Origin of the sequence: Mycolicibacterium boenickei (assembly GCF_010731295.1) — a bacterium.
In the GTDB taxonomy this organism is placed as follows: Bacteria; Actinomycetota; Actinomycetes; order Mycobacteriales; family Mycobacteriaceae; genus Mycobacterium; species Mycobacterium boenickei.
Window position 1 is genome coordinate 3,226,718 of the sequence record NZ_AP022579.1, and the last position, 25,038, is coordinate 3,251,755.

Annotated in this window: 22 protein-coding genes and 2 pseudogenes; 17 read left to right on the forward strand and 7 right to left on the reverse strand. The window is 66.8% G+C overall.

What is annotated here, in order from left to right; translation table 11 throughout:
• The first annotated feature begins 114 nt into the window (after positions 1-114).
• From G6N57_RS15400 to G6N57_RS15415, 4 genes are read left to right on the forward strand one after another with little or no spacing between them, the layout of a single operon-like run.
• Positions 115-1,716, forward strand: coding sequence for a methylmalonyl-CoA mutase family protein (locus G6N57_RS15400; protein WP_077741580.1), 1,602 nt, complete (start codon positions 115-117; stop codon positions 1,714-1,716).
• Entirely contained in the window at positions 1,716-2,117 is a 402-nt protein-coding gene (locus G6N57_RS15405) for a cobalamin B12-binding domain-containing protein (RefSeq protein ID WP_044522188.1), read from the forward strand. Before G6N57_RS15400 ends, G6N57_RS15405 begins: the two co-directional genes overlap by 1 nt.
• Positions 2,114-3,070: an LLM class F420-dependent oxidoreductase gene (locus G6N57_RS15410; protein WP_077741579.1), complete on the forward strand. Its 957-nt coding sequence runs from the start codon at positions 2,114-2,116 to the stop codon at positions 3,068-3,070. The genes G6N57_RS15405 and G6N57_RS15410 overlap by 4 nt, the downstream gene beginning before the upstream one ends.
• 7 nt (positions 3,071-3,077) lie before the next feature.
• Positions 3,078-4,154 (forward strand): CaiB/BaiF CoA transferase family protein, encoded by a 1,077-nt coding sequence (locus G6N57_RS15415; RefSeq protein WP_077741578.1) that lies wholly within the window; start codon positions 3,078-3,080, stop codon positions 4,152-4,154.
• 23 nt (positions 4,155-4,177) lie between these two features.
• On the opposite strand, the pseudogene G6N57_RS15420 reads toward G6N57_RS15415, so the two are convergent.
• A pseudogene (locus tag G6N57_RS15420) lies at positions 4,178-5,430 on the reverse strand (IS30 family transposase).
• Between the two features lie 105 nt (positions 5,431-5,535).
• A complete protein-coding gene (locus G6N57_RS15425; RefSeq protein WP_075921131.1) occupies positions 5,536-5,847 on the reverse strand; it encodes a 2Fe-2S iron-sulfur cluster-binding protein in 312 nt (103 codons plus the stop codon).
• Between the two features lie 114 nt (positions 5,848-5,961).
• Between G6N57_RS15425 and G6N57_RS15430 the strand changes: the two genes are divergently transcribed.
• From G6N57_RS15430 to G6N57_RS15445, 4 genes are read left to right on the forward strand one after another with little or no spacing between them, the layout of a single operon-like run.
• Positions 5,962-7,332: a class I adenylate-forming enzyme family protein gene (locus tag G6N57_RS15430; RefSeq protein ID WP_077741577.1), complete on the forward strand. Its 1,371-nt coding sequence runs from the start codon at positions 5,962-5,964 to the stop codon at positions 7,330-7,332.
• Positions 7,310-8,140 carry an acyl-CoA dehydrogenase family protein gene (locus tag G6N57_RS15435; RefSeq protein ID WP_077741576.1) on the forward strand — a complete coding sequence of 277 codons (831 nt, stop codon included), beginning with the start codon at positions 7,310-7,312 and terminating at the stop codon, positions 8,138-8,140. Before G6N57_RS15430 ends, G6N57_RS15435 begins: the two co-directional genes overlap by 23 nt.
• Positions 8,127-9,224 carry an acyl-CoA dehydrogenase family protein gene (locus tag G6N57_RS15440; RefSeq protein ID WP_077741575.1) on the forward strand — a complete coding sequence of 366 codons (1,098 nt, stop codon included), beginning with the start codon at positions 8,127-8,129 and terminating at the stop codon, positions 9,222-9,224. The genes G6N57_RS15435 and G6N57_RS15440 overlap by 14 nt, the downstream gene beginning before the upstream one ends.
• Before the next feature lie 4 nt (positions 9,225-9,228).
• Entirely contained in the window at positions 9,229-9,993 is a 765-nt protein-coding gene (locus G6N57_RS15445; protein WP_077741574.1) for an enoyl-CoA hydratase/isomerase family protein, read from the forward strand.
• 322 nt (positions 9,994-10,315) lie between these two features.
• On the opposite strand, the gene G6N57_RS15450 is transcribed toward G6N57_RS15445, so the two are convergent.
• Both G6N57_RS15450 and G6N57_RS15455 read right to left on the reverse strand, forming a co-directional pair.
• Positions 10,316-11,056: an SDR family NAD(P)-dependent oxidoreductase gene (locus G6N57_RS15450; protein ID WP_097926549.1), complete on the reverse strand. Its 741-nt coding sequence runs from the start codon at positions 11,054-11,056 to the stop codon at positions 10,316-10,318.
• A gap of 14 nt (positions 11,057-11,070) precedes the next feature.
• Entirely contained in the window at positions 11,071-11,835 is a 765-nt protein-coding gene (locus tag G6N57_RS15455; RefSeq protein ID WP_077741573.1) for an SDR family NAD(P)-dependent oxidoreductase, read from the reverse strand.
• Positions 11,836-11,914: 79 nt separating this feature from the next.
• On the opposite strand from G6N57_RS15455, the gene G6N57_RS15460 reads away from it, so the two are divergent.
• Positions 11,915-13,090 carry a thiolase family protein gene (locus G6N57_RS15460; protein WP_077741572.1) on the forward strand — a complete coding sequence of 392 codons (1,176 nt, stop codon included), beginning with the start codon at positions 11,915-11,917 and terminating at the stop codon, positions 13,088-13,090.
• 26 nt (positions 13,091-13,116) lie between these two features.
• Positions 13,117-13,989: a methylmalonyl Co-A mutase-associated GTPase MeaB gene (gene meaB / locus G6N57_RS15465; protein WP_077742072.1), complete on the forward strand. Its 873-nt coding sequence runs from the start codon at positions 13,117-13,119 to the stop codon at positions 13,987-13,989.
• Positions 13,990-13,996: 7 nt separating this feature from the next.
• Here meaB and G6N57_RS15470 read toward each other — a convergent pair.
• The 3 genes and pseudogenes from G6N57_RS15470 to G6N57_RS15480 form a co-directional block, all read right to left on the reverse strand.
• A pseudogene (locus G6N57_RS15470) lies at positions 13,997-14,113 on the reverse strand (TetR family transcriptional regulator); the annotation flags it as partial.
• A 9-nt stretch (positions 14,114-14,122) separates the two neighbouring features.
• Positions 14,123-15,754 (reverse strand): FAD-dependent oxidoreductase, encoded by a 1,632-nt coding sequence (locus tag G6N57_RS15475; protein WP_077741571.1) that lies wholly within the window; start codon positions 15,752-15,754, stop codon positions 14,123-14,125.
• 6 nt (positions 15,755-15,760) lie between these two features.
• Entirely contained in the window at positions 15,761-16,486 is a 726-nt protein-coding gene (locus G6N57_RS15480) for an IclR family transcriptional regulator (protein ID WP_077741570.1), read from the reverse strand.
• Positions 16,487-16,616: 130 nt separating this feature from the next.
• Between G6N57_RS15480 and G6N57_RS15485 the strand changes: the two genes are divergently transcribed.
• The 7 genes from G6N57_RS15485 to G6N57_RS15515 are packed head-to-tail and all read left to right on the forward strand — an operon-like array spanning position 16,617 to position 25,032.
• Positions 16,617-17,531 (forward strand): alpha/beta fold hydrolase, encoded by a 915-nt coding sequence (locus G6N57_RS15485; RefSeq protein WP_077741569.1) that lies wholly within the window; start codon positions 16,617-16,619, stop codon positions 17,529-17,531.
• Positions 17,524-19,203 carry a bifunctional 3-(3-hydroxy-phenyl)propionate/3-hydroxycinnamic acid hydroxylase gene (locus tag G6N57_RS15490; protein WP_077741568.1) on the forward strand — a complete coding sequence of 560 codons (1,680 nt, stop codon included), beginning with the start codon at positions 17,524-17,526 and terminating at the stop codon, positions 19,201-19,203. Before G6N57_RS15485 ends, G6N57_RS15490 begins: the two co-directional genes overlap by 8 nt.
• A complete protein-coding gene (locus tag G6N57_RS15495; protein WP_234815744.1) occupies positions 19,160-20,083 on the forward strand; it encodes a 3-carboxyethylcatechol 2,3-dioxygenase in 924 nt (307 codons plus the stop codon). Before G6N57_RS15490 ends, G6N57_RS15495 begins: the two co-directional genes overlap by 44 nt.
• The gene (locus G6N57_RS15500) at positions 20,080-21,870 is read left to right on the forward strand and encodes an FAD-binding protein (protein ID WP_077741566.1); all 1,791 of its coding nucleotides are present in this window, start codon (positions 20,080-20,082) and stop codon (positions 21,868-21,870) included. Before G6N57_RS15495 ends, G6N57_RS15500 begins: the two co-directional genes overlap by 4 nt.
• Positions 21,867-23,174, forward strand: a complete 1,308-nt coding sequence (locus tag G6N57_RS15505) for an LLM class flavin-dependent oxidoreductase (RefSeq protein ID WP_077741565.1) — start codon at positions 21,867-21,869, stop codon at positions 23,172-23,174. The genes G6N57_RS15500 and G6N57_RS15505 overlap by 4 nt, the downstream gene beginning before the upstream one ends.
• Positions 23,175-23,188: 14 nt before the next feature.
• Positions 23,189-24,031 carry a coniferyl-alcohol dehydrogenase gene (locus G6N57_RS15510; protein WP_077741564.1) on the forward strand — a complete coding sequence of 281 codons (843 nt, stop codon included), beginning with the start codon at positions 23,189-23,191 and terminating at the stop codon, positions 24,029-24,031.
• A 14-nt stretch (positions 24,032-24,045) separates the two neighbouring features.
• A complete protein-coding gene (locus G6N57_RS15515) occupies positions 24,046-25,032 on the forward strand; it encodes a cyclase family protein (RefSeq protein WP_097926187.1) in 987 nt (328 codons plus the stop codon).
• Positions 25,033-25,038: the final 6 nt, after the last annotated feature.

Consider the following 25,038-nt stretch of genomic DNA (forward strand, 5'->3'; position numbering starts at 1 on the left):
CGTGTCGTCGCAGGTGGTCGGTGCGCAGGTCGGAGCGCTCCCGGCCAGTACAGGCGCCATATTTCCCGCATGCGGTATTGGCATTCTCATTTTTAGCAAGTACGTTATCCACTGATGAGCGAGAAAGCTGTCCCTCCGGTAGAGACTCCGTCGGGTATCCCGCTTGCGCCCGTCTACGGGCCGAGCGACCGCGCCGTGGAGCCTCCGCCGCCCGGGACCTATCCGTTTACCCGTGGCAACTTCGCCTCCGGCTACCGCGGCAAGACCTGGACCTTCCGGCAGTACTCGGGCTTCGGCACCGCCGAGGAATCCAACCGCCGATACCGCTACCTGCTCGATCAGGGCGGGACGGGTCTGTCGGTCGCGCTGGACCTGCCGACCCAGTGCGGCTACGACTCCGACGACGAAGAGTACGGCGAGGAAGTGGGCCGTGTGGGCGTTGCGGTCGACACCTTGGCCGACGCGGAGATCCTGTTCGACGGCATCCCGCTGGACAAGATCAGCACCAGCTTCACCATCAACGGCACCGCGGCCATCCTGCTGGCCTTGTACGTGGCCGCTGCGGAGAAGAAGGGCGTCCCGCGCGAGAAGCTGACCGGCACCATCCAGAACGACATCCTCAAGGAATACGCGTCGCGCGGCACCTGGATCTGGCCGCCTGAGCCGTCGCTGCGATTGATCGCCGACACCATCGAGTTCTGCGCTGCCGAGGTACCCCGGTTCAATGCGATCTCGGTGGCCGGCGCGCACTTCCGCGACGCCGGCGCCAATGCGGTTCAGGAGATGTCGTTCACGCTGGCGGACGGTGTCACCTACTGCGACACCGTGGTCGAGCGCGGCCGGATGACGATCGACAAGTTCGCCCCGCAGATCTCCTTCTTCTTCTACACCCACGGCGACTTCTTCGAGGAGATCGCGAAATACCGTGCCGGGCGCCGGCGTTGGGCCACGATCGTGCGGGAGCGCTACGGCGCGACCACCGACAAGGCCTCGATGTTCCGGTTCGGCTGTGTGGCGGGCGGGGCTTCTTTGTATGCGCCGCAGGCACAGAACAACCTGGTGCGGGTGGCCTATGAGTCGTTGGCCGCGGTGCTGGGCGGCGTGCAGTCCATGTTCACGGCGGCCTGGGACGAACCGTTCGCGCTGCCCAGTGAGGAATCCGCGACGCTGGCGCTGCGGACCCAGCAGATCCTGGCCTACGAAACCGGTGTCACCAAAGTCGCGGACCCGCTGGGCGGTTCGTACTTCGTCGAAGCGCTCACCGACGCCACCGAGGCCAAGATCATCGAGATCATGGACGATCTCGAGAAGCACGGCGGCATGGTGAGATGCATCGAGGACGGCTACCTGCAGGGTCTGATCGCGGATGAGGCCTTCAAGATCCACCAGGAAGTCGAATCAGGGGAACGACCTGTGGTCGGCGTCAACAAGTTCGTCACCGACGAGCCGGCGCCCGACATCGACACCTACGAGCTCGATGCCGAAGGTCGCGATCTGCAACTCAAGCGACTGTCGAAGGTCAAGGCCGAGCGTGACGATGTCGCGGTCAAAGAGACTCTGGCCGCGTTGGCCAGGGGGGCCGAGGGCAGTGGACCGGGGGCAGACAACCTGATGCACCGGTTGATCGACTGCGCCAATGCGTATTGCACAGTGGGAGAGATGGTGTCGACGTTGAAGTCGGTGTGGGGCGAGTTCCAGCAACCGGTGGTGTTCTGATGGCAACTCGCGTATTGGTCGCAAAACCCGGACTCGACGGCCACGACCGCGGGGCCAAGATCGTCGCTCGTACGCTGCGTGATGCCGGGTTCGAGGTCATCTACACCGGCATCCGTCAGCGCATCGAGGACATCGTGTCGATCGCGCTGCAGGAAGACGTTGCGCTGGTGGGTCTTTCGATCCTCTCCGGTGCGCACGTCGCACTGACCACCCGCACCGTCGAGGCGTTGCGCGCTGCCGATGCAGGTGACATCGCCGTCGTGGTCGGCGGCACCATCCCGCAGTCCGACGTTCAGAAACTTCTTGATGCCGGTGCGGCGGCGGTGTTCCCCACGGGGACGTCGCTCGACACGCTGGTGACCGACGTTCGTGCGCTGACAGAAAAGGTTTCGGAGTCATGAGGCTGGGCGTGATGATCGGGGCCGAGCGCGGCGACATGGCCCGCAAGGTGTCCAAGCTGGTCTCCGACATCCAGTGGGCCGAATCGGCCGGGCTGGACAGCGCGTGGATGCCGCAGGTACCCAACGATTTCGACTGCCTGACCATGGTGGCCTTGATGGCGGCGAACACTTCGCGCATCGAGCTCGGCACTGCCGTGGTGCCGCTGCAGGCGCAGCATCCGATCGCGCTGGCCCGGCAGGCGCTGTCGGTGCACGCCATGTCCGCGGGCCGGCTGGCGCTGGGTGTCGGGCCGTCACACCACTGGATCGTGCGCGACATGCTCGGCCTGCCTTACGAAAAGCCCGCCGCCTACACGCGGGACTACCTGCAGGTGCTGAACGCGGCGATCGCCGGCCCGGGACCTGTTGACGTGGAGAACGATTCGTTCACCGTGCACAACCCGACGGTGCTCGCCGCGGACACCCCGATGCCCGTGCTGGTGTCCGCGCTCGGCCCGGTGATGCTGCAGATCGCGGGCGAGCACGCTGACGGAACCTCGCTGTGGATGGCTGACGAGAAGGCGATCGGCGAGCACATCGCCCCGAAGATCAACAAGGCTGCCGCGGAAGCGGGTAAGCCGGCGCCGCGCATCGTGGCGGGCATCCCCGTCACGCTGTGCGCCAACTCCGAGATCGAGGCAGCCAAGGACCGCGCCAACCGCATCCTGGCCGAGGCCGAGACCTCGCCGAACTACCAGCGGTTGCTGGACCGGGGCGAGGCCCGCAACGTCGGCGACCTGTGCGCGGCGGGTGACGAAGAGTCGATCCTGAAGCGGTTCAAGCAGTTCGCCGATGCCGGGGTGACCGATCTGTCGGTGCGGCTGTTGCCGATCGGGGAGACCCGCGACGAGCTGATCGCGTCGAAGTACCGGACGCGTGAGGTGATCGCCGAGCTCGCCAAGGCCGTGCGGTGACGGCCCAATGACCGCGCCGCTGGCGGGCATCCGCGTCATCGAGGTCGGCGTCATGCTGGCCGGACCGTACGCCACCATGATGCTGGCGGACCTCGGCGCCGAGGTGATCAAGGTCGAGCCGCCGGGCGGGGAGATCTCCCGTCAGGTCAGTGACAGCTATTTCGCCAGCCTCAACCGGGGCAAGCGCAGCATCTGCCTCGACCTGACCTCCGAGCAGGGCAAGGCGAAACTCGGCGAGCTGGTGGCGGATTCGCATGCGTTGCTGGTGAACATGAAGCCGTCGGTGATCCGCCGGCTCGGCCTCACGTATGAGAATCTGCGGCGCTTCAACGAGAAGATCGTCTGTGTCGCGATGACGGGCTTCGGGTTGAACGGGGGAGATGACCCGGCGTTCGATTACGTGATCCAGGCCGCTACCGGGGTGGCCGCGATGACCGGCGATCCGGACGGCCCGCCCACCCTGCCCGGTTATTCCTCGGCGGACAACTCGACCGGTCTGACCGCTGCGCTGGGCCTGCTGGCCATGATCGTCTCGGGCGACGGCGGTCAGGTGGATGTGTCGCTGCGTGATGTCATGCTCTCGCAGCTCAATTACCGGGCTTCGGCATATCTCAACGACGGTGCCGAACCGCGTCGCCATCCCTTCGGTGCGCACTCGTATTACGTACCCGCGCAGCTGTTCCCGACGGCGGATGGCTATCTGGCGTTGTTCATCACCCATGACGGGTTCTGGAAGTCGTTTGCCGGGGAGGCCGGGATCGAGGGCTTCGGCACCATGGCCGAACGGGCCGCGCGGCGCGACGAGGTCCTGGATGTGGTGACCGCCGTGCTGGCGACCGATACCGCTGCGGGCTGGGAGTCACGGCTCAAGCCGCTCGGGATTCCGGCGGCCGCGGTGCGTACCCTGCCGCAGGCGCTGGAGGCGACGCCCGAGATGCTGGTGAACGCAGGTGATTTCCGGTTGGTGGGCAGCCCGGTGCACGTCGCCGGCTATGCGCCCGACTACCGGCCTGCCCCGGTGTTCGACGAGTACGGCAGGCATTCGCCGGTTTCTGACACGCCGGTTTCTGCACCAGGGGCGTGACTGCTTGGGTGGTTTCAAGCGGTCTACGCAACAGCTGGTGGTTTTGAGAGTAGTTCGTTGAGTGCTTCGGCCGGGGTTTTCCATTCAAGGGTTTTGCGGGGTCGGCCGTTGAGTTCGGCTGCGACGTAGTCGAGGTAGTGCTCGCCGTAGACCGACAGGTCAGTGCTTTTGGGGAAGTATTGGCGCAGTAGCCCGTTGGTGTTCTCGTTGCTGCCACGTTGCCAGGGTGAATGTGGATCGCAGAAGTAGATGTCGAGATCGGTGGCTTTGGCGATGGCACGGTGGTTGGACATCTCAATGCCCTGATCCCAGGTCAACGAGCGGCGCAGGTGCGCGGGCAGCTGGGTGATCTTGGCGACGATGGCGTTTTGCACACTTTCGGCGCTGTGGTCGTCGGGCAGGTGCAGCAGCATCACGAACCGGGTGCTGCGTTCGACCAGGGTGCCGATCGCCGAGCCTGAGGCGGTGCTGCCCATGATGAGATCGCCTTCCCAATGCCCGGGCACTGCGCGGTCGGCCACCTCCGGTGGGCGTTGGCTGATGTTGATCATGTCCGGGATGCGGCTGCGTCGAGTTCCGGGCTGATGTTGAGGTCGTCGTATTGCCCGTTTTGTTCGCAGACACTGGTGCAGTTCTCGGCGTAACGAACCCCGTCCCTGCACGTAGATCGCCTGGTAAATGGCTTCGTGTGACACCCACATCTCCGGATCGTCGGGAAAGTCGATGCGCAGCCGCTGGGCGATCTGCGCCGGGCTGTGCCGCAACTCAATCGACTCTGCACCTGCTGACGCAACCTGTCATTGCGCGCCAGGCGGCGTTGTTTGGGTCGCCTGGCCCGATCAGCGGATCGGTCGTGGGCAGACAACGCGCGGTAGACCACTTTCGCCGAGGCTCCACTCTGTTGAGCCCCGAAGGCATGCTTGCGTCGATACCCCGATTTGTGTGGATTCTTGCGGGTGCGCAGTTCGGTGTTCTCGTCGATCTCGCGTTTGATCGTCGAGGCCGGTCGGCCCAGCCGTCGACCGATGGAACGCAGCGATTCGTCGGCGTGGACGCCGGCTTGGATCTCGATGCGCTCCTGCAAACTCAACCGTCGACGCGCACCGGTGCCCGAAGGCTTACTCACGTGCGGTTTCACCCCGCCAGCTTGACGAAACCACCGCCGTCCACAGGTCGCTGACACGCCGACGGCCACACCGGCATCCCCGGGCAACAGGCCTTCGCGGACCCGCTCCCAAAACAACCGCTTTCTCGACTGGAACGAACCCCGAGCCATGCAACACTCCTCAAATCAGAAGGTGTGTTGCGTAGACCCCTTGAACTCAAGTTGATTTGTGCAACCCAGCTGTAGAAACCGCCGGGCTCGCGACCGCCACCAAGCTCAATCTTCGTCGTAGGAGACTGTCACTGAATCGCAGTCCGGGACGGCCTGGCAGGTCAACACGTAGCCATCGGCCACCTCGTCGTCGTCGAGCGCATCGTTGACCCGCATGGTGGCGGTGCCCTCGAGGAGCTTGGCCATGCAGGTGCCACAGTTGCCGGCCTCGCACGAGAACGGCGGCGTCATGCCGGCCCGGCGCGCGCTCTCCAGCAGTGTCTCGCCCTGCCGCCGCGGCACGGACAGCTGCTCGCGGTCGAACACGATCGTGACCTTGCCGTCCGCTTCGCTGCCGGCCGTCGGTTCTGCGGTCATCTGACTCCCCTGTGCACGTACGTTCTGATATGAAGAGAATACCATTCTCGCTAACTGATAGTATCTTCTCGGTGTGCTCGACGCCCAGCGGTGTCCGGGGAAAGGGGTTGGACCTTGAGTGACCCCGTCGTGCTCGCGTTCGATGACCGCGAGTACACCCTGGCCGAACTCGATGCGCTGACCAGCGGGATGGCCACCGCGTTGGAGCACCGCGGGGTGCGGCCGGGCGACCGGGTCGCGATCATGTCGTCCAATCGCCCCGAGTTCGTCGTCGCCCTGCGGGCGATCTGGGGACTGCGGGCGGTGGCCGTGCTGATCAGCCCGGCGTGGAAGGCGGCCGAGGTGGCTCACGTCCTTGAGCTGACCGCGCCGAGCCATGCGGTGGGCGATCACGACGCGCTGGCTTCGCAGATGCCGATGCTGCATCTGGACGAGCCCATCACCCCGGGCCTGCGGCAGTTCGACGTTCCTGATCCGGACAGCGACGCATTGTTCGTCTTCAGCTCCGGGACCACCGGCCTGCCCAAGGCTGTGCGCCACACCCATCGCGGGTTCGCCGCGGCCGTCGAGCATTGGCGTCGGGCGCTGGGATTCACCAGCGCGGACCGCATGCAGATCATGACGCCGCCGTCGCACATCCTGGGATTGCTCAACATCGCCATGGTGCTCGACACCGGTGCGTGGATGCGGCTGCACCGCCGGTTCGACGTCGACACGATGTTGCGCCACATCGAATCCGATCGGATCACCATCGAAATGGCAGTGGCACCAATTGCTTTGGCGTTGGCCTCCCACCCCGATCTGGGTCGTTACGATCTGTCCTCGCTGCGCTACGTGATGTGGTGTGCCACCCCGGTGACCCGCAGTGTGGCCGAGGACGTCGCGCAGCGCGCCGGGATCCGGTGGCTGACCGCGTACGGCACCACCGAACTTCCGGTGATCGCCTGTAATCCGTTGGACGCCATTCACATCGACACCGTGGGTACCCCGGTGCGCGGGGTCGAGGTGCGGATCGGTGAGGGCGGCGAGATCCAGGTGCGGTCGGATTCGGTGATGGCCGGCTATCTGCCGAAGGACGCCACCGCGGGCGCATTCTGTGACGGCTGGTACCGCACCGGCGACATCGGCTTTCTCGATGACGACGGGTACCTGCATATCACCGACCGTTCCAAGGAGATGGTCAAGGTCCGAGGGTTTCAGGTGGCACCTGCCGAAGTCGAGGCGGTGCTGCACGGCCATCCCGCGGTCACCGACTGTGCGGTGTTCGGGGTGACCGATGCGGCGGACGGGGAGGCCATCGTGGCCGCCGTGGCGACACATTCTGCGGTGTCAGCCGAGGAGCTCATCGATCTTGTCGGTGCGCGGCTGGCCTCGTACAAGCGGCCCAGCCGCGTGGAGTTCGTAACCGAGATACCCCGGTTACCTTCCGGAAAGGTATTGCGACGAGTGCTGAAGGAGCGGCATGGACGTTCGTCTGACGTCTGAACAGCAGCAGCTGCGCGAGGCCGCAGCGAAACTGGCCGACGACCTCGGACCGGATGCGGTCGGAGAATTGTCGGATGAGGGCCGGATCGCCCGGTTGGAGAGCACGGTCGCCGCAACCGAGTGGCGCACCCTGCGGTCCGACGGTGCCTCCGGCGTGGAAGTGGCGATCATCGCCGAGGAGTTCGCCCGCGGGCTGGTCGACGTGCCCTTCCTGGGTCACGTGCTCGCCGACGATCTGGCCCGCCGCCTCGACCGTGAGATCAAGGCCGGTACCGACGAAGCCGCCACCGCCGGAGTGGATCTGACCCACAGCACGGTGGGCGTGGTCGAGTCGCCCGCCGAGCTCGCCGAGCTGTCGGGCGAGGACGCCCTGCGCTGGCGGGCGCTGGCGCTGGTGGGCACCTGCGCCGACCTGGTCGGTGCCGCCCGCGGTGCGCACGCGCTGGCTGTCGACTACGCGAAAGTCCGTGAGCAGTACGGCTCCACGATCGGTTCGTATCAGGCCGTCGCGCACCTGCTGGCGGAGGGGCTCGCCCTGATCGAGGGTTCGATCAGCGTGCTGCGGCACGCGGCGTGGGCGGTCGACGAGCTGCCTGCAGAAGAAGCCGTGCGGGCGGGGAAGATCGCCAAGGTCTACTGCGCCCGGGCCGCACGGACGGTCTGCGAGACCGCCATCCAGGTGCACGGCGGTATCGGCAACACCTGGGAGTGCCTGGCGCATGTGTATCTGCGCCGCGTTCTGGTGGCCACCGAGTTGTGGCCCGTCAAGCTCGAGGACTTGGAGGTCACTGATCTTGGACTTTCGTGATTCAACCGAGGAAGCTGCCTTCCGCGACCGGCTCCGGCCCTGGCTGGCGGAAAATGCCGCATCGTTCAAGGCATCCGGCGACGACTACTGGGCTCGCATGGGGGAGTGGCACCAGGCCCTCTACACCGCAGGGTTTTTCGGCACCTCGTGGCCCAAGGAGTTCGGCGGCCAGGACCTGCCGCCGGTCTACGACGTCATCGTCGACGAGGAGCTGGCCCGGGCCGGCGCCCCACCGCGCCCCAGCCTCGGGTACCTGGTGGTGGGCCTGGGCCACCACGGCAGCAAGGAACTGCAGCAGCGGTTCCTGCCGGGGATGATCAACGGCACTGAGCGTTGGTGCCAGGGCTTTTCGGAGCCCGGCGCCGGTTCGGACCTGGCTTCGCTGACCACGACGGCGACGCGCGACGGTGACAACTACATCATCAACGGGCACAAGATCTGGACCAGCTACTCCGATGTGGCGGACTGGTGCCTGGTTCTGGCCCGCACGGATAAGGATGTGGCTCGGCATAAAGGCATTTCGGCATTCATCGTGTCGATGCATCAGGACGGCATCGAGCAGCGACCGCTGCAGATGATCAACGGAGTCACCACCGAGTTCGGCCAGGTGGCATTCGACGGTGCGGTGGTGCCGGCCTCGAACATGGTCGGGGAACCGGGCGACGGCTGGCGTCTGGCCATGACCGTGGTGAGCCATGAGCGTGAGCCGTCGACGCTGGGTTACTCGGCGCGTTACGGAAAGCTCGTGCGGGAGATGGCTTCTCGGGTCGAAGGCTCGGGTGGCAAGGTGCCGGAGGACCTCGCCTGGGCGGGCGTACAGGCCGAGATGTTGCGCCTGCACGTGCGACGGCGGTTGTCCGAACAGCTCGACGGGCTCAAGCACGGCCCGGACGGCTCGCTGGACAAGCTGCTGATGACCTGGGTCGAGCAGTCCGTCGGCCATGCCGCGCTCGCGGTGACGGGGACCAAGGACCCAGAACTGCTCGAGGCCTACCTGTACAGCCGTGCGCAGAGCGTCATGGGTGGCACGTCACAGATCCAGAAGAACATCATCGCGTCACGCATCCTCGGACTAGGGGTTTAGCCAGATGTACGGAATGCCAGAAGAAATCGACGTGCAGGCCGACGGCGCCCTGCGCATCATCACCCTGAACCGCCCCGATGCCCTCAACGCGGTCAACGACAACTTGCACGTCGGGCTCGCACGGTTGTGGGAAGAGCTCAACGAGGACGCCGAGGCGCGCGCAGCCGTGATCACCGGTGCGGGCCGGGCGTTCTCAGCGGGCGGCGACTTCAACTACCTCGATGAGTTGCGTCGCGATGAAGCCTTGCGGCAGAAGACGATCAAGCACGGACGCGACCTCGTCATCGGCATGGTGCGTTGCCGCATCCCGGTGGTCGCCGCGGTGAACGGCCCGGCCGTCGGGCTCGGTTGCAGCCTGGCCGCGTTGTCCGACGTCGTCTACATGGCCGAGACCGCGCACTTCGCCGATCCGCACGTACAGATCGGACTGGTGGCCGCCGACGGTGGGCCGCTGGTGTGGGGTTCGCAGATCAGCCTGTTGCAGGCCAAGGAGTTTGCGCTTACCGGGGTGCGGATCAAGGCGCAGCGTGCCTTGGAACTCGGCCTGGCCAACCACGTGGTCGAGGACCCGCTGACCGAGGCGATCGCGTGCGCCAAGAAGCTGATCGACCTGCCCAAGCAGGCGGTCGAGGCCACCAAGCGGTTGATGAACATCCAGCTGGAGCAGCAGGTGATGGCGTCGCTGGACTACGCCAACCTCGCCGAGTACGTTTCGTTCGGCACGGCTGATTTCAATCGGATCGTGGACGGCCTGATCGCCAAGAACTGACGCTGCTCACCCAGCGCTGCTCACCCAGCGCTGCTCACCCAGCGCTGCTCACCCAGCACCGCGAGCGTGCGTGTCTGCTGCCCGACACTCCGTGCCGAGGCAGCATTCCACGCACGCTCGCGGGACGTGAAGGTGCGCAAGCCGTTACGGCAATCGCGTGCGTAACGCAGTGGCGGTGATTCAGCAATTATTCCGCCATGGTGTTACGCACGACGGCGTCGTCGGCAGGCAGTCATATGTGCACACTCGTCGGCGACGACAGTGCGCACAGTGCCTACCGAAAGCGGCGTGTCGGGCAGCAGACACGCACGCTCGCGGTGCGTCAGAAGGTGAGTGCTTCGGAGCGCTGCACGGTGCCGGTGACGCCACTGGCATCTTGACCGGCCAGTCGTACGGCTGCGTGGCCCATGGTCTCCGGCGGCTCGACCATCTCCGGTGGGATCTGCAGTCCGCTGCCGCCGGCCTGCCAACCCTCGGTCAGCACCACGCGCGACGGGCTCAGGCAGTTGACCGCGATGTTGTCGCCGCGTAGGTCGGCGGCCAGGCCGAGGTAGAGCCGCTCGGCTGCGGCCTTGGACACCCAGTAGGCGTTGGCGCCGTGCTCGACCATGTCGACCCCGGTGGTGGTAACCGCGATGAGGGACCCGCCGCCGCGCTTGCGAACCTCGGGGATCACCGCCTTGGTCACCAGAAACACCCCGGTGAGGTTGACATCCAGGCACAGCTGCCAGCGTTTGAGCGGCGTGGCCTCGACCGGGCCGAGCCACAGCACACCGGCGTTGGCGACCAGGATGTCGATCCCACCGAACTCCGAAACTGTTTTGGCAACAGCAGTGTTCACCGATTCCTCGTCGGTGACGTCACAGGCGACCGGCAGCGCGCGGCCACCCGCATCGTTGATGGCCGCGGCCACCGAGCCGATCGTGCCGGGCAGCTTGCCCGGTTCTTCGGAGCGAGCGGCCACGGCCACCGCGGCACCCTCGGCGGCCAGTGCGGCCGCGATCGTCGCGCCGATGCCGCGGCTGGCCCCGGCGACGAAGGCGACCTTTCCGATCAGATCCATTGCGACAGACTCTATTACTTGGGCGGGAACCGCAATGCCCCATCGAGGCGGATGATTTCGCCGTTGAGATAGTCGTTTTCGATGATGCTCTGTGCCAGCTGGGCATACTCGACCGACCGGCCCATGCGCTTGGGGAACGGCACCTGCGGGCCCCAGTACTGCTCCAGCTGATCGGCTGCCTTGCCATACGCGGGGGTGTTGATGGTGCCGGGGGCGATGGTGCAGACCCGGATACCCAGCGGCGACAGGTCACGCGCGGCGACGAGCGTCATGCCGAGCACGCCGCCCTTGGCGGCCGAGTACGGCAACTGACCGATCTGGCCCTCGTACCCGGCGATCGACGCCGTGTTGACGATGACGCCGCGGCCGCCTTCCTCCAGCGGCTCGGTCTTGGCGATCGCCGCGGCCGACAGGCGCATCACGTTGAACACCGCGGTCAGGTAGAACTCGATGGTCTTCTTGAAACCGTCGAGGTCCAGCGGGGAGCCGTCCTTGCCGACGAGGCGTCCACCGGCGGCGGGCCCGCCGTGGGTGTCCACCGAGATGCGGAGTGGGGCAAGCGCTTCAGCCTCGGCGATGGCAGCGAGCACCGATTCCTCGGAAGTGGCGTCCGTGCGCACATAGCGCACGCCCAGCTCCTTCTCCAGCTCGGCGCCCTTCTCGTCGGCGAGGTCCGCCACGACCACCTTCGCTCCCGCTGACTGCAGGCGGCGGACTGTCGCCTCACCCAGGCCACCCGCGCCGCCGACGACGATCGCGGAACTACCGGCGATTTGCATACGGTTCCCCTTCTTGCAACTCGTGCTCTCTGACTGAGAGAATAACATTCTCGTATCGGGTGAACCAGGGAGCAGATCAATGCCTGAAGCCGTCATCGTGTCCGCGCTGCGAACCCCCATCGGCACCGCCAAGAAGGGCACGTTGCGCGATACGGACGCCTATGCGCTCGCCGATCACGTGGTGCGGGCGGCGTTGGAGAACATTCCTGCCGATCTCTCCGCATCGATCGACGACGTGATCCTCGGCGAGGGGCTCTACGGCGGCGGCGTCATCGCTCGCCACGCCGCCATCACCGCCGGTCTCGCGACGGTCCCGGGGGGGTCCGTCAATCGGCACTGCGCAGCCGGTCAGGCCGCCGTGCAGAGCGCCGCCGCCAGCGTCCGGGCGGGGATGGACCGGCTGATCCTCGCCGGCGGCGTCAACTCGGCGTCCACCTCACCCCGGTTCATCCGCGCGGCCGGAAGCGCCAAGGACGCCGAGTGGGTGAGCTGGTTCCCGCCCACCCATCCCGACCGCCCGGATGCGCCGAACATGGACATGTCGATCACGGTCGGCTGGAATGCCGCGGTGAAGGCCGGGGTGAGCCGCGAGGAGATGGACCGATGGGCGTTGGGTTCGCACCTCAAGGCCATCGCGGCGATCGACGCGGGCCGCTTCAAGGAGGAGATCGTCCCGATCCAGACTCCGCACGGGTTGTTCGACACCGACGAGCATCCGCGTCGTGACACCACGCTGGAGAAGCTGGCCGCGCTCAAGCCGCTGCATCCCGAGATCGACGGGTTCTCCATCACGGCAGGTAATGCGTGCGGGGCCAACGACGCCGCCGCACTGCTGACCATCGCCAGTGACAACCTCGGGCTGCCGGCCCTGGCCACCATCAAGTCCTGGGCCTCGGTGGGTGTGGACCCGGCGTCGACCGGGCTGGCCCCTGTCGAAGCCATCACCAAAGCGCTTGGCCGGGCCGGCCTTTCGCTGTCGGACGTGGACCTGTTCGAGATCAACGAGGCGTTCGCCTCGATGTGCGTGGCCACCATCAAGCTGCTTGACCTCGACCCGGAGATCGTCAACGTCAGCGGTAGCGGGTGCTCACTGGGGCATCCGGTGGCCGCCACCGGGGCGCGCATGCTGGCCACGATGGTCCATGAGCTTCGGCGGCGCGGGGGAGGCATCGGCGTGGCCGCGATGTGTGCCGGCGGCGGGATGGGCTCGGCGACGGTCATCGAGGTAGACGGAGCCGCCTCGGCGGCGACATGAAATACAGCGCCGTAGGCTTTTTTCCGATGTCAGTTATCGAAGAACTCATCGCCGCGGCTCGCGGCGGGTCCCAGCGTGCTGTCGGGCGCTTGCTGAGCCTGGTCGAAAGTGACCGCCGCGACGAGGTTCTCGCGGTGCTCGGCCCCGCTTCGCCGCGCGTCATCGGGGTGACCGGACCGCCCGGGGCCGGAAAGTCGACGACGGTGGGTGCTCTCGTCGGTGCGTATCGGGAGCGCGGTCTGCGGGTCGCGGTGCTGGCGGTGGATCCGTCGTCCCCGTACAGCGGCGGTGCGCTTCTCGGAGACCGGATCCGGATGGCCGCCCACATCAACGATCCCGACGTGCTGATCCGATCGGTGGCCACCCGCGGACACCTGGGCGGGCTCGCTGCCGCGGTACCCGCGGCGATTCGGCTGCTGGCGGCGCTGTCCTACGACCTGATCGTGCTGGAGACGGTGGGCGTGGGGCAGTCCGAGATCGAGATCGCCGCGATCGCGGATCCGACCGTGGTGATCCTCAATCCCGGCGCGGGCGACGCCGTGCAGGCCGCCAAAGCGGGGCTGCTGGAAGTCGCCGATCTCGTGGTGGTCAACAAGGCCGACCGCGAGGGTGCCGATCAAACTGCCCGTGACCTGCGGGCCGAGGCCAGTGTCCCGGTACTCAAACTCGTTGCGGCCCAAGGAGACGGACTGGCCGAGCTGGTCGAGGCCATCGACGCTCACCACCGGTCCGATACCGCGGAGCGGCGCACCGCCCGTGCCCGCACCCAGATCCTGTCACTGGCCCAGACCTTGCTGCGCAATCACGGTGAGTTGGAAGGGCTGGCCGCTGCGGTGGCCGACGGCACCACGGACCCGTACAGCGCTGCGGCGCAACTGATCGCGGAGTCAGCTGGGTAGCGCCCCCGGCCCCAGCGGCCTCCATGGCATCCTCCAGCTGGCCGAGTCCGCGTTCGGTGAGCGCGATGACGATGGCTTCCTTGGTCTTGAACTGGTGGTAGACAGCGGCTTTCGTGACACCGATCGTAGCCGATCAGCTCACCGACTTGCCGGTAGCTGCGGCGTATCCGCTGCGGTAGCCGAACACCATTGCCGGGCCGAGGGTGCCGCCTGCGCCGCCGTAGGCCTTACCCGTCACTCCGCCCATGGCGTTGCCCGCGGCGAACAGGCCGGGGATCGGGGCGCCATTGACGTGCAGGACCCGGCCGTCGCGGTCGGTGCGGGGGCCACCCTTGGTGCCCATCGCCCCGATCTTGACCGGCACCGCATAGAACGGCGCGGTGTCGAGCGGGCCGAGCGTCTGGCCGGCCGGGGTGGCCGCCGAGTTGTCGCCCCAGTAGCCGTCGTAGGCGCTGGATCCCCGGCCGAAATCCGGATCGATCTCGCGGGAGACGTTGTCATTCCAGCGATTCAGGGTATCGGCCAGGCCCTCGGCATCGATACCGGTCTTGGCGCCCAGCTCGGCGAGGGTGGCCGATTCGCAGAACCAGTCCGGCACCGCATCGCCCGGTTCGACGCCGAGGAAGCCGTAGCGCTGCAGGTGCACCGAGTCGAACACGATCCAGGCCGGATCGTTGGCGTAGCCGATTTTGGGGTCGAGGTACTGGAAAGCACCTGCCATCGAGTTGTATTCGCCGGCCTCGTTGAGGAAACGCTTACCTGCCCGGTTGACGATGACGCTGCGCGGCCGAGTGCGCTCCAGCCGCACGCTGCGGCTGCGCGGATGACCGTCGATGGTGTCGCCGGGGATCTGCACGATCGGAACCCACCACGCCTCACCCATATTGGCGAGATCCGCGCCGTGCGCCATGGCCATCCGCAGTCCGTCGCCGGTGTTGTTCGGCGGGGACACGGCGCCGCGCATCGGCCCGCGCAGGTAGGCCTCGACCAGCTTGGCGTCCCATTCGAATCCGCCGGTGGCCAGCACCACGCCGCTGCGGGCACGCACGGTGATCTCTGCATCGTTGATGCTGATCCGCACCCCGGCGATGCCGTCGGCGCCGCCGATCAGCTCGAGTGCGCGGGCCTCGGTGACCGGCAGGATGCCGCGATCGAGCAGACCCCGGAGCAGCCCGGCGATCAGTGCGGTGCCGGCGACGCAGAGGTCGGCGTCGGGATCGTGGTAGACGGCGTGGATGCGGGCGCGGGTTTCCGCGTCGATCCCGACATTGCTGAAATCGGCTGGGAAAGAGGTGATCCGGTCCTTCCAGGCACCGAGCTTCGCCTGATCCACCGGGCCTGCGCTCAGTGAGCGGCCACCGCCGGGCCGTCCGCCGGGCAGTTCGGGCTTGTAGTCGGGGAAGCCCTCGGCCACGGCGAAGCGCAGCTCGCTGTGCTCCTCGACGAAATCGAGCATCGCAGGGCCGGTCCGCACGAAGGTGTCGACCAGATCGGCATCCATGTAGCCGAGCGACTGGGCCTGCAGATAGTCGATCGCGTCGGCGACCGGCAGTGGGCCGTCGGTGCTGCGGTCATGGGCCGGGATCCACACGATGCCGCCGGAGACCGCGGTGGTGCCGCCGACCGTGGGTGCCTTCTCGTAGATCGCGACCGACGCGCCGTTGACGGACGCGGTCAGTGCCGCGGTGAGTCCGGCGCCTCCGCTGCCCAGTACGACGACGTCGACCTCGTCATCCCAATCGAATTCGGTACGGGTCACTGTCATTCCCTTTCAGTACAGGATCGCCGATAGTTCGTTCGCCGCTCGGACCACCGCGTCTTTGCCGCCCAGCACGACGTCTTCGCGGTGCGAGATGAGGTTGATGCAGGTGGGCGGCGACGGCAGTCGCCGGCGCACGGGCACGGCCAGACCGTAGGTGTCCGGCTCGATCTCGCCGTGGGTGATCACCCAGCCCTGTTCGCGGGTCTGGCGGACCAGCTCACGTTCGCCGGGCCGCGGCGGCATGCTCGCCAGCAGCGCCACCCCCGCCGCGCCGCGGTCGAGCGGATGGCGGCTGCCCTCGTGGAAGGACAGTTGGTAGAACACCTGCGTCGGCACGATCACCGCGACCGCCACCTGTTGGTCGCCCTCGGCGACCAACAGGGAGACCGTGCTTCCGAGTTCGTCGGCGAGGGCGCGCAGCGTCGGGACGCTGAGTGCGCGCATGTTGTTGTCGAAGGACGCCCCGAGGGCGGCCAGGCCGGCGCCGGGCCGGTAGCGGCCGTCCTCACCCTTTGTCACATAACGGAACTGGCTCAGGGTGGCCAGCAACCGGTACGCGATCGTGCGGTGGGCCCCGACGTGGTCGGCGACCTGCTGCACCGTCAACCCGGTAGGTGCCGCGGCAATGGCTGCCAGCGCGCTCAGTCCGCGCGCCAACGTCTGGGAACCGGGCGCTCCGGTGGGAGTGCCGTCGGTCTTCGATTGTGGCTGCGGCTGGGTTGCTTTGGCCGGCATCGCGCCCCTCCTTGACAGATAGCACCGCGAGAGTGATGCTCTGATAATAATGCACGCAGATGTGCGATATATGAGCAAAGTGCTTACAAATTTGGAGAATAGCATTCTCCCTACCTCCGGAGAGGGGAACATGACAAGCACTGCCGCCGGGCCGGCATCCGGTTCCGTTTCGGCTACCGAGCACGAGAGTGTCTGGGCGGACCTGCAGGGCGTCGCGTTCTCGCAGGGTTACCTCGACGTGGGTGGCGTCCGCACCCGTTACCTGCATGCCGGCGACCCGAAGCTGCCTGCGCTGGTTCTGCTGCACGGATCGGGCGGGCATGCCGAGGCCTACGTGCGCAACCTGGAATCTCATGCCGAGCACTTCTCGACCTGGTCGATCGACATGCTCGGGCACGGCTACACCGACAAGCCCGGCCATCCGCTGGAGGTCGCGCACTACGTCGATCACCTGATCGGGTTCCTCGACACGATCGGTGCGCAACGCGCGCACATCTCGGGTGAGTCGCTGGGCGGTTGGGTGGCCGCCCGGGCCGCCGCCGATCACCCGGACCGCGTCGAGAAGCTGGTCCTCAACACCGCCGGTGGTTCGCAGGCCGACCCCGAGGTGATGAAGCGGATCATCACGCTGTCGATGGCGGCTGCGGAGAACCCGAGCTGGGAGACCGTGCAGGCCCGGATCAAGTGGTTGATGGCCGATAAGACAAGGGATTACGACGACATCGTGGCGAGCCGCCAGGCGGTGTACCGCCAGCCCGGTTTCGTCGCCGCGATGAGCGACATCATGGCCCTGCAGGATCCGGAGATCCGTGCACGGAACCTGCTGGGGGAGAAGGAGTACGGGTCGATCACCGCGCCGACGCTGGTGTTGTGGACCAGTGACGACCCGACTGCCGACGTCAGTGAGGGCCGGCGGATCGCCTCGATGATCCCCCGCGCCCGGTTCGAGGTGATGCCCGATTGCGGGCACTGGCCGCAGTACGAAGACCCCGAGACCTTCAACCGGCTGCACCTGGACTTCCTGTTAGGGCGCGAACGTGGCTGACGACGTCGACGTCGTGATCGTCGGGGCCGGGCCGGTCGGCCTGACCCTGGCGAATGTTCTTGGCATCCAGGGTGTCCGAACCCTCGTGGTAGAGGAACGCGACACCCTCATCGATTACCCCCGCGGCGTCGGACTCGATGACGAATCGCTGCGCACCTTCCAGTCGATCGGTCTGGTCGAGGCGATCCTGCCGCACACGGTGCCCAATCAGATCCTGCGGTTCTACGACGGCAACCGCCGGCTGCTGGCCGAAATGGCTCCTCCGGACGCACGATTCGGCTGGCCCAAGCGCAACGGTTTCGTCCAGCCGCTCGTCGACGCGCAACTGCTCGCCGGGCTCGACCGGTTCGAGCACGTGCAGGTGGCCTGGGGTCGACGGATGGAATCGGCAGTCGAGTCCGCCGACGGAGTGACGATCGAATTCGGGCCGGACGTGCCTGCGGTGCGGGCGCGGTACGTGGTGGGCTGCGACGGCGGGCGCAGCGCCACCCGCCATTTGATGGGAGTGTCCTTCGACGGCACCACTTCATCGACCCGCTGGGTGGTGGTCGATCTGGCCAATGACCCGCTGGGACACCCGAACAGCGAGGTCGGTGCCGACCCGGACCGGCCATACGCCTCGATCTCGATCGCGCACGGCATCCGACGGTTCGAGTTCATGATCCACGCCGACGAAACCGACGAGCAGGCCGAGGATCCCGAGTTCGTGGCGCGGCTGCTGGCTCCGTTCGTGCCGCATCCGGACAAGGTGGACGTGATCCGTCGCCGGGTCTACACCCACCATTCCCGGATCGCGGGCAACTTCCGCAAGGGCCGGTTCATGCTGGCCGGCGACGCCGCACATCTGATGCCGGTGTGGCAGGGCCAGGGTTACAACAGCGGTATCCGGGACGCGGCCAACCTCGGCTGGAAGCTGGCCGCCGTGGTCAACGGCCAGGCCGGCGACGCACTGCTGGACAGCTACGACACCGAGCGCCGCAAGCACGCACGGGCGATGATCGACCTGTCCACGTTGGTGGGCCGGGTCATCTCGCCCACCAACCGCAAGATCGCGGTGCTGCGCGACAAGCTGATTCGCGGCGCCTCGGTGGTTCCGGCACTCAAGCGCTACGTGCTGGAGATGCGGTTCAAGCCGATGCCGCGCTACGACCAGGGGGCGGTCTACCACGCCAAGCCGCCTGCACCCGATGCACCTGTGGGCACGTTGTTCATCCAGCCGCGCGTGGACACCCGCGAGCAGTCGAATGTCCTGCTCGACGATGTGATCGGGCTGAACTTCGCGGTGCTGTGCTGGAACAACAACCCGCGTGCATTGCTCGGGGAGCAGGCGTATACGCGCTGGAAAGCTCTGGGAGCCAAGTTCATTGCTGCTCGGCCGCAGACCCAGTTGTTCTGGACCGGGCACGACGCCGACCACGATGACGGCTCCGTGGTGATCGTCGGCGACCGCACGGGCGCGCTCAAGTCCTGGTTCGACGTGCACGCCGAATCCGTGCTCGTGCTGCGCCCGGACCGCTGCATCGCCGGGGCCGACATCGCGCAGCGTGCCCCGGAACTGAGCGATGCCTTGTTCGACGTGCTGCATGTGGTGGAAGGAGGAGTGAACGGTGCCAGTAGCCCTGTGCTGTATGTCCCACAGCCCACTGCTGAATCTTCCGGGACCGTCGGCTGATCTCCTCGACGAGATCGGCTCGGCCCTCGCCGCTGCTCGGTCCTTCGTGGCCGACTACGACCCCGAACTGGTCGTCACCTTCTCGCCCGACCACTACAACGGATTCTTCTACCGGCTGATGCCGCCCTTCTGCATCGGCACCGCCGCGGCGGGAGTGGGGGATTACGGGACGTACGAGGGCGCGCTCAACGTGGCCGGCGACATCGCCCAGCAGTGTGCGGAGGCAGTGTGGGAATCCGGTGTGGACGTGGCCGTTTCGACGAGCATGGAGGTCGACCACGGCACCGTGCAGCCGCTGCAGGAGTTGTTCGGCGACGCGACCGCGCGTCCCATCCTGCCGATCTTCATCAATTCCGTTGCCACTCCGCTGGGGCCGCTGGCGCGGTCCCGCGCACTCGGAGCGGCCGTCGGTGCCTTCCTGTCGACCCTCGACAAGCGGGTGTTGGTGCTGGGGTCCGGTGGGCTCTCACATGACCCACCGGTGCCAACACTGGCCACTGCACCGCCGGCGGCGCTGGACCGGATCGTGCACGGGGTCCCGATGACCGCCGAGCAGCGCATGGCCCGGCAGACCGCGGTGAGCCAGGCCGCGCACGACTTCGCCCACGGTGACAGTGCGCTGCGGCCGCTGAATCCCGAGTGGGACCACAGCCTGCTGGAGATCTTCGACGAGGGCCGGCTCGCTGATCTGGACAGCTGGTCCAACACCTTCATCGCCACCGAAGGGGGCAACTCGGCACACGAGATCCGCACCTGGGTGGCTGCTTTCGCGGCTCTGGGAGCCAACGGGCCGTACCGGACCGGAAACCATTTCTACCGGGCGGCACCGGAATTGATCGCAGGATTCGCAATCAGGACGGCGGTAGGAATCGCAGCATGACTTCAGACAGCTTTACGTTCGACGAAACGGTCGACGTGCTCGTCGTCGGTTCCGGCGGCGGCGGAATGACAGCGGCGTTGGCCGCCGATGCCGCCGGTCTCGACACCCTCGTGGTCGAAAAGTCTTCCCACTTCGGCGGTTCCACAGCGCTCTCGGGCGGCGGAATCTGGGTGCCAGGGGCACCGTCGCAGCGCCGGGCCGGCTACGTCCCCTCCCCGGACGGGGTGTTCGACTATCTCAAGCAGATCACCGACGGCACCGTCAGCGACGCCCGCCTGCGCAAGTACGTCGAGGCCGCGCCGGAGATGATGGATTTCCTCGAGCACAACAGCGATTGGTTCGAGTTCGTCTGGAAGCCGGGCTACGCCGACTACTACCCGGAGCTCCCGGGCGGCTCGGCCCAGGGCAGTACCATCAACGTCCCGGCCATCGACCTGCGCAAACTCGGTGAGCACGAACAGGAGTTACTCGCTCCGCTGGCCCTGGCGCCCAAGGGAATCTGGTTCGCCCCCAAAGACCTTCGACTCTTCTATCAGATCCGGCAGAACTGGCACGGCAAGGCCGTGCTGCTGAAGCTGATCTGGCGGATGGTGCGGGCCCGGGTGTTCGGTGACCGGATGGCCGCCATCGGCCAGTCGCTGGCCGCCCGGATGCGGTTGGCGCTCAAGCAGCACGACATCCCGCTGTGGCTGGATGCGCCGATGACCTCGCTGATCACCGGGCCGGACGGTGCGGTGCTCGGCGCCGTCGTCGAACGGGACGGGCGCGCGGTGAGGATCCGGGCCACGGGTGGCGTGATCCTGGCCTCCGGCGGATTCGACCACGACATGGCGTGGCGTAAGGAGCACCTGCCGGTGCTCGAGAAGGACTGGAGCTTCGGAAATCCCGCGGCCACCGGCGACGGCATCCGGGCCGGTGAAAAGGTGGGGGGCGCCACCGAGCTGCTCGATGAGGCCTGGTGGTTCCCGGCGATCTGCTGGCCCGACGGCCGGCTGCAGTTCATGCTGAACGAGCGGATGATGCCGTCGCAGTTCGTCGTCAACGGCGAGGGTAAGCGGTTCATCAACGAGGCTGCGCCCTACATGGACTTCGCCCACGCCATGATCAAGGGCCAGGAATCCGGTGTCGACCACATCCCGTGCTGGCTCGTCACCGATATCGACTCGTTCCACCGCTACGTGGTGGCCGGGCACCTGCCCATCCCGAAGATTCCGTTCGCGCCGGTGCCCACCGGACGCAAGGTGCCTCGGGCCTGGCTGGATTCGGGTGTCGTGGTGGAAGCACACAGCTGGGACGAGCTGGCCGGAAAGATCGGAGTGCCCGCGCAGAACCTGCGCGCCACCGCCGAGCGGTTCAACCAGCTGGCACACGGCGGTCACGACGACGACTTCAACCGCGGCGACAGCGCATACGACAACTACTACGGGGACCCGACCCTGCCGAACCCCAATCTGCGTCCGCTCGGCAAGCCGCCGTACTACGCGTTCCAGATCATCCTCGGCGACCTGGGCACCTCGGGCGGCCTGCGCACCGACGAGCACGCCCGGGTGCTCCGCTCCGATGAGTCCACCGTGGCCGGTCTCTACGCGGTGGGCAACGTCTCGGCGGCGGTCATGGGCCGCAGTTACGCCGGTGCGGGCGCGACCATCGGGCCGGCGATGACCTTCGGGTATGTGGCGGCCAGGCACATCGCACAGGCCCAACATGCTGTCGCACAAGCAGTTACACCAGCCGCCAACCAACCGATCCAGGACACCGTCAGCAACCCCTCAGGAGGAAACCGATGAAGATTTCGCTGTTCTACGAGTTCCCACTGCCCCGGCCGTGGTCGGAGGATGACGAACATCAACTGTTCCAGCACGGCCTGACCGAGGTGGAGGCCGCTGACAAGGCCGGTTTCTCCACCGTCTGGCTCACCGAGCACCACTTCCTCGAGGAGTACTGCCACTCCACCGCGCCGGAGATGTTCCTGGCCGCGGCCAGCCAGCGGACCAAGAACATTCGGCTGGGTTTCGGCGTCATGCACCTGCCGCCGCCGATCAACCACCCGGCCCGCATCGCCGAGCGCGTCGCCACGCTGGACCACCTGTCCAACGGGCGGGTCGAGTTCGGCACCGGTGAAGGATCCTCGGTCGCCGAGCTCGGCGGCTTCGACATCGACCCGGCGGACAAGCGCACGATGTGGGAAGAAGCCCTTGAGGTTTCGATCCGCTGTATGACCGAGGCGCCGTTCACCGGCTTCAAGGGCGAGCACGTCGAGATGCCTGCGCGCAATGTGATCCCCAAGCCGCTGCAGAAGCCGCACCCGCCCGTCTGGGTCGCGTGCACCCGCCCGTCGTCGGTGCAGATGGCCGCGCAGAAGGCCATCGGCGCGTTGAGCTTCGCCTACACCGGCCCCGAGGCGCTCAAGGAGCGGGTCGACGGGTACTACAAAGAATTCGAAGAGCAGGGCGCGCCGATCACGCCGGCGATCAACCCCAACATCCTGGCCATCGGCGGTGACCTGTCGATGATGGTGGCGAAGTCCGACGACGAGGCACTCAAGCGCCTTGGCATCGGCGGCGGTTTCTTCTCGTTCGGGATCATGCACTACTACCTGACCGGCATGCACACCCCCGGCCGCACCAAGGTGTGGGAACGGTACGAGGAGGCGGTCAAGGAGGATCCGACGCTGGCCTACGGTCCCGGCCGTGGCGCCATCGGTTCGCCCGACACCGTGCGGGAATTCCTGCGTGCCTACGAGGCGAGCGGGGTCGACGAGATCATCCTGCTGCTCAACCCCCGCAGCCACGAGGGCACCATGGAGTCCATCGAGATCATGGGCAAGGAGATCCTGCCCGAGTTCATCGAGCGGGACGCGAAGGCGGTGGCGGACAAGGCCAAGCGTCTTGAGCCGGTGATCGAGAAGGTGGAATCGCGTCGCCGTCCGTCGGACGCCCCGCTGTTCGACGAGACCTACGCGTTCGGCGGCCTGCCCACCGGCCGTGACAAGTTCACCGCCGGTGAGATTCCCGAGGCCATGGCCGAGATCAACGAGGGCCGGGTCAAGGCGGCCCAGGCCGAGAAGGCCGCCCGGGAAACTTCGGGTTAGGCGGAGCCGCACACGTGACCGCACTGAGCGAGCTGGTGCGCTACGACGGCAAACACGTCGTGGTCACCGGCTGCGGATCGGGCATCGGCGCCGAGGTCGCCCGGACACTGGGTGAGCTCGGCGCCCGGGTGACGGGCCTGGACATCCGGCCACCTGATCGTCTGCCCGATGAGTTCATCGAACTCGACCTGGCCGACCAGGAGTCCGTCGACCGCGCTGCCGGCGCGATCGCCGGCCCGGTGGACGCCCTGTTCAACGTGGCAGGCGTGTCCTCGGGGATCGGCAATCCACTGCTGGTGGTGCGGATCAACTTCCTGGGTACGCGGCAATTCACCGAGGCGGTGGAGCACCGCATCGGTGCGGGCGGGTCGATCACCTCGGTGTCGTCGCTGGCAGCGTCGGGATACCGGGAAAACCGGTCCACCACAGCGGGGTTGATCCGCACCCGGTCGGTCGACGAGGGGTTGCAGTGGTGCGCCGACCATCCCGAGGCGCTGGCCGACGGCGGCTACCGGTTGTCCAAGGAGGCGACGATTCTCTACGGGATGCGCCGCGTCACCGAACTCGGCGCCCGCGGGATCCGGATCAACTGCACCGCACCGGGGGTGACCGATACGCCGATCCTGGACCAGTTGCGGTCGGCCTATGGTCAGCAGTACCTCGATGCGTTCACCACCCCGCTGGGCCGTAACTCCGAGGCCGCCGAACAGGCGTCACTGCTGGCGTTCTTGGGCAGCCCGGCCGCCAGTTATGTGACCGGGCAGGTTATTTGGGCCGATGGTGGCATTCTGGCCCGGTGCGAGGCGGCTGCGGTCGATGCTATAGAGGGCACCGACGAAGCTGACCAGAGGAGCTGAGATTGGCCGGGACGATGAGCGACTTTCGCAAGGTCGCCGACGATGTGCGCAACTGGGGTCGCTGGGGTTCCGACGATGAGCTCGGCACCCTCAACCTGATCACACCCGACAAAGTGGCCGAGGGTGCGGCACTGGTGAAGCGGGGCAAGGTGTTCGCACTCGGCGGTGACTTCTCCTCGGCCGGACCACAAGGGGCGTTTCAGTTCCGGCAGAACCCGACCCATGTGATGACGGTCGACGGCGGCGACGCCGGCACGCTGGCCCAGTACGGCCCGCAGTGGTTGCGCAACTCGGTGGCTCACGAGGTCAGCGGGTTCTTCGTGGACAATCCGTTCCGCTTCAACGACGACATGATCGTCATGCCGCTGCAGGCCGCCACGCAGTGGGATGCGTTGTCGCACGTCTACTACGAGGACAAGCTCTACAACGGATTCCCGGCCGATTCCGTCACCAGCTTCGGCGCCTTCCACTGCGGGATCGACAAGGTGGACGGCAAGGGCATCACCTCGCGCGGGGTGCTGCTCGACGTGGTGCGCCACCGCGGGGCCGAGCAGTTCCTGGAACCGGGCAATCCGATCACCCCGGCCGAACTCGACAACGTCGCCAAGGCGCAGGGGGTGAGCATCACCCCCGGTGACATCGTGGTGGTGCACACCGGTTGGTGGACACGCTTTTTGGACAACGGCGACGGGGCCGAGCCCGGGTCCGGACTGGACTGGCGCTGCGCCTCGTGGCTGCACGACCACCAGGTCGCCGCAGTGGCTGCCGACAATCTGATGGTCGAGGATCCAGACCCGGCCAACGGGGTCGAGGGCACGTTCCTGCCGATGCACATGCTGTGTCTGCGCGACATGGGCCTGATGCTCGGTGAGTACTGGGATCTGGGTGCGCTGGCTGCCGACTGTGCGGCCGACGGTGTCTACGAATTCCAGCTCATCGCCCCGCCGCTGCGGGTCACCGGTGCAGTGGGGTCGCCGGTGAATCCCATTGCGATCAAGTGAGGAAAC

Coding starts and splice junctions, on each gene's coding strand:
- G6N57_RS15400 (WP_077741580.1), top strand. CDS start 115: ATGAGCGAGAAAGCTGTCCCTCCGGTAGAGACTCCGTCGGGTATCCCG.
- G6N57_RS15405 (WP_044522188.1), top strand. CDS start 1,716: ATGGCAACTCGCGTATTGGTCGCAAAACCCGGACTCGACGGCCACGAC.
- G6N57_RS15410 (WP_077741579.1), top strand. CDS start 2,114: ATGAGGCTGGGCGTGATGATCGGGGCCGAGCGCGGCGACATGGCCCGC.
- G6N57_RS15415 (WP_077741578.1), top strand. CDS start 3,078: ATGACCGCGCCGCTGGCGGGCATCCGCGTCATCGAGGTCGGCGTCATG.
- G6N57_RS15425 (WP_075921131.1), bottom strand. CDS start 5,847: ATGACCGCAGAACCGACGGCCGGCAGCGAAGCGGACGGCAAGGTCACG.
- G6N57_RS15435 (WP_077741576.1), top strand. CDS start 7,310: ATGGACGTTCGTCTGACGTCTGAACAGCAGCAGCTGCGCGAGGCCGCA.
- G6N57_RS15445 (WP_077741574.1), top strand. CDS start 9,229: ATGTACGGAATGCCAGAAGAAATCGACGTGCAGGCCGACGGCGCCCTG.
- G6N57_RS15450 (WP_097926549.1), bottom strand. CDS start 11,056: ATGGATCTGATCGGAAAGGTCGCCTTCGTCGCCGGGGCCAGCCGCGGC.
- G6N57_RS15455 (WP_077741573.1), bottom strand. CDS start 11,835: ATGCAAATCGCCGGTAGTTCCGCGATCGTCGTCGGCGGCGCGGGTGGC.
- G6N57_RS15460 (WP_077741572.1), top strand. CDS start 11,915: ATGCCTGAAGCCGTCATCGTGTCCGCGCTGCGAACCCCCATCGGCACC.
- meaB (WP_077742072.1), top strand. CDS start 13,117: ATGTCAGTTATCGAAGAACTCATCGCCGCGGCTCGCGGCGGGTCCCAG.
- G6N57_RS15475 (WP_077741571.1), bottom strand. CDS start 15,754: ATGACAGTGACCCGTACCGAATTCGATTGGGATGACGAGGTCGACGTC.
- G6N57_RS15480 (WP_077741570.1), bottom strand. CDS start 16,486: ATGCCGGCCAAAGCAACCCAGCCGCAGCCACAATCGAAGACCGACGGC.
- G6N57_RS15485 (WP_077741569.1), top strand. CDS start 16,617: ATGACAAGCACTGCCGCCGGGCCGGCATCCGGTTCCGTTTCGGCTACC.
- G6N57_RS15495 (WP_234815744.1), top strand. CDS start 19,160: ATGTCCCACAGCCCACTGCTGAATCTTCCGGGACCGTCGGCTGATCTC.
- G6N57_RS15500 (WP_077741566.1), top strand. CDS start 20,080: ATGACTTCAGACAGCTTTACGTTCGACGAAACGGTCGACGTGCTCGTC.
- G6N57_RS15505 (WP_077741565.1), top strand. CDS start 21,867: ATGAAGATTTCGCTGTTCTACGAGTTCCCACTGCCCCGGCCGTGGTCG.
- G6N57_RS15515 (WP_097926187.1), top strand. CDS start 24,046: ATGAGCGACTTTCGCAAGGTCGCCGACGATGTGCGCAACTGGGGTCGC.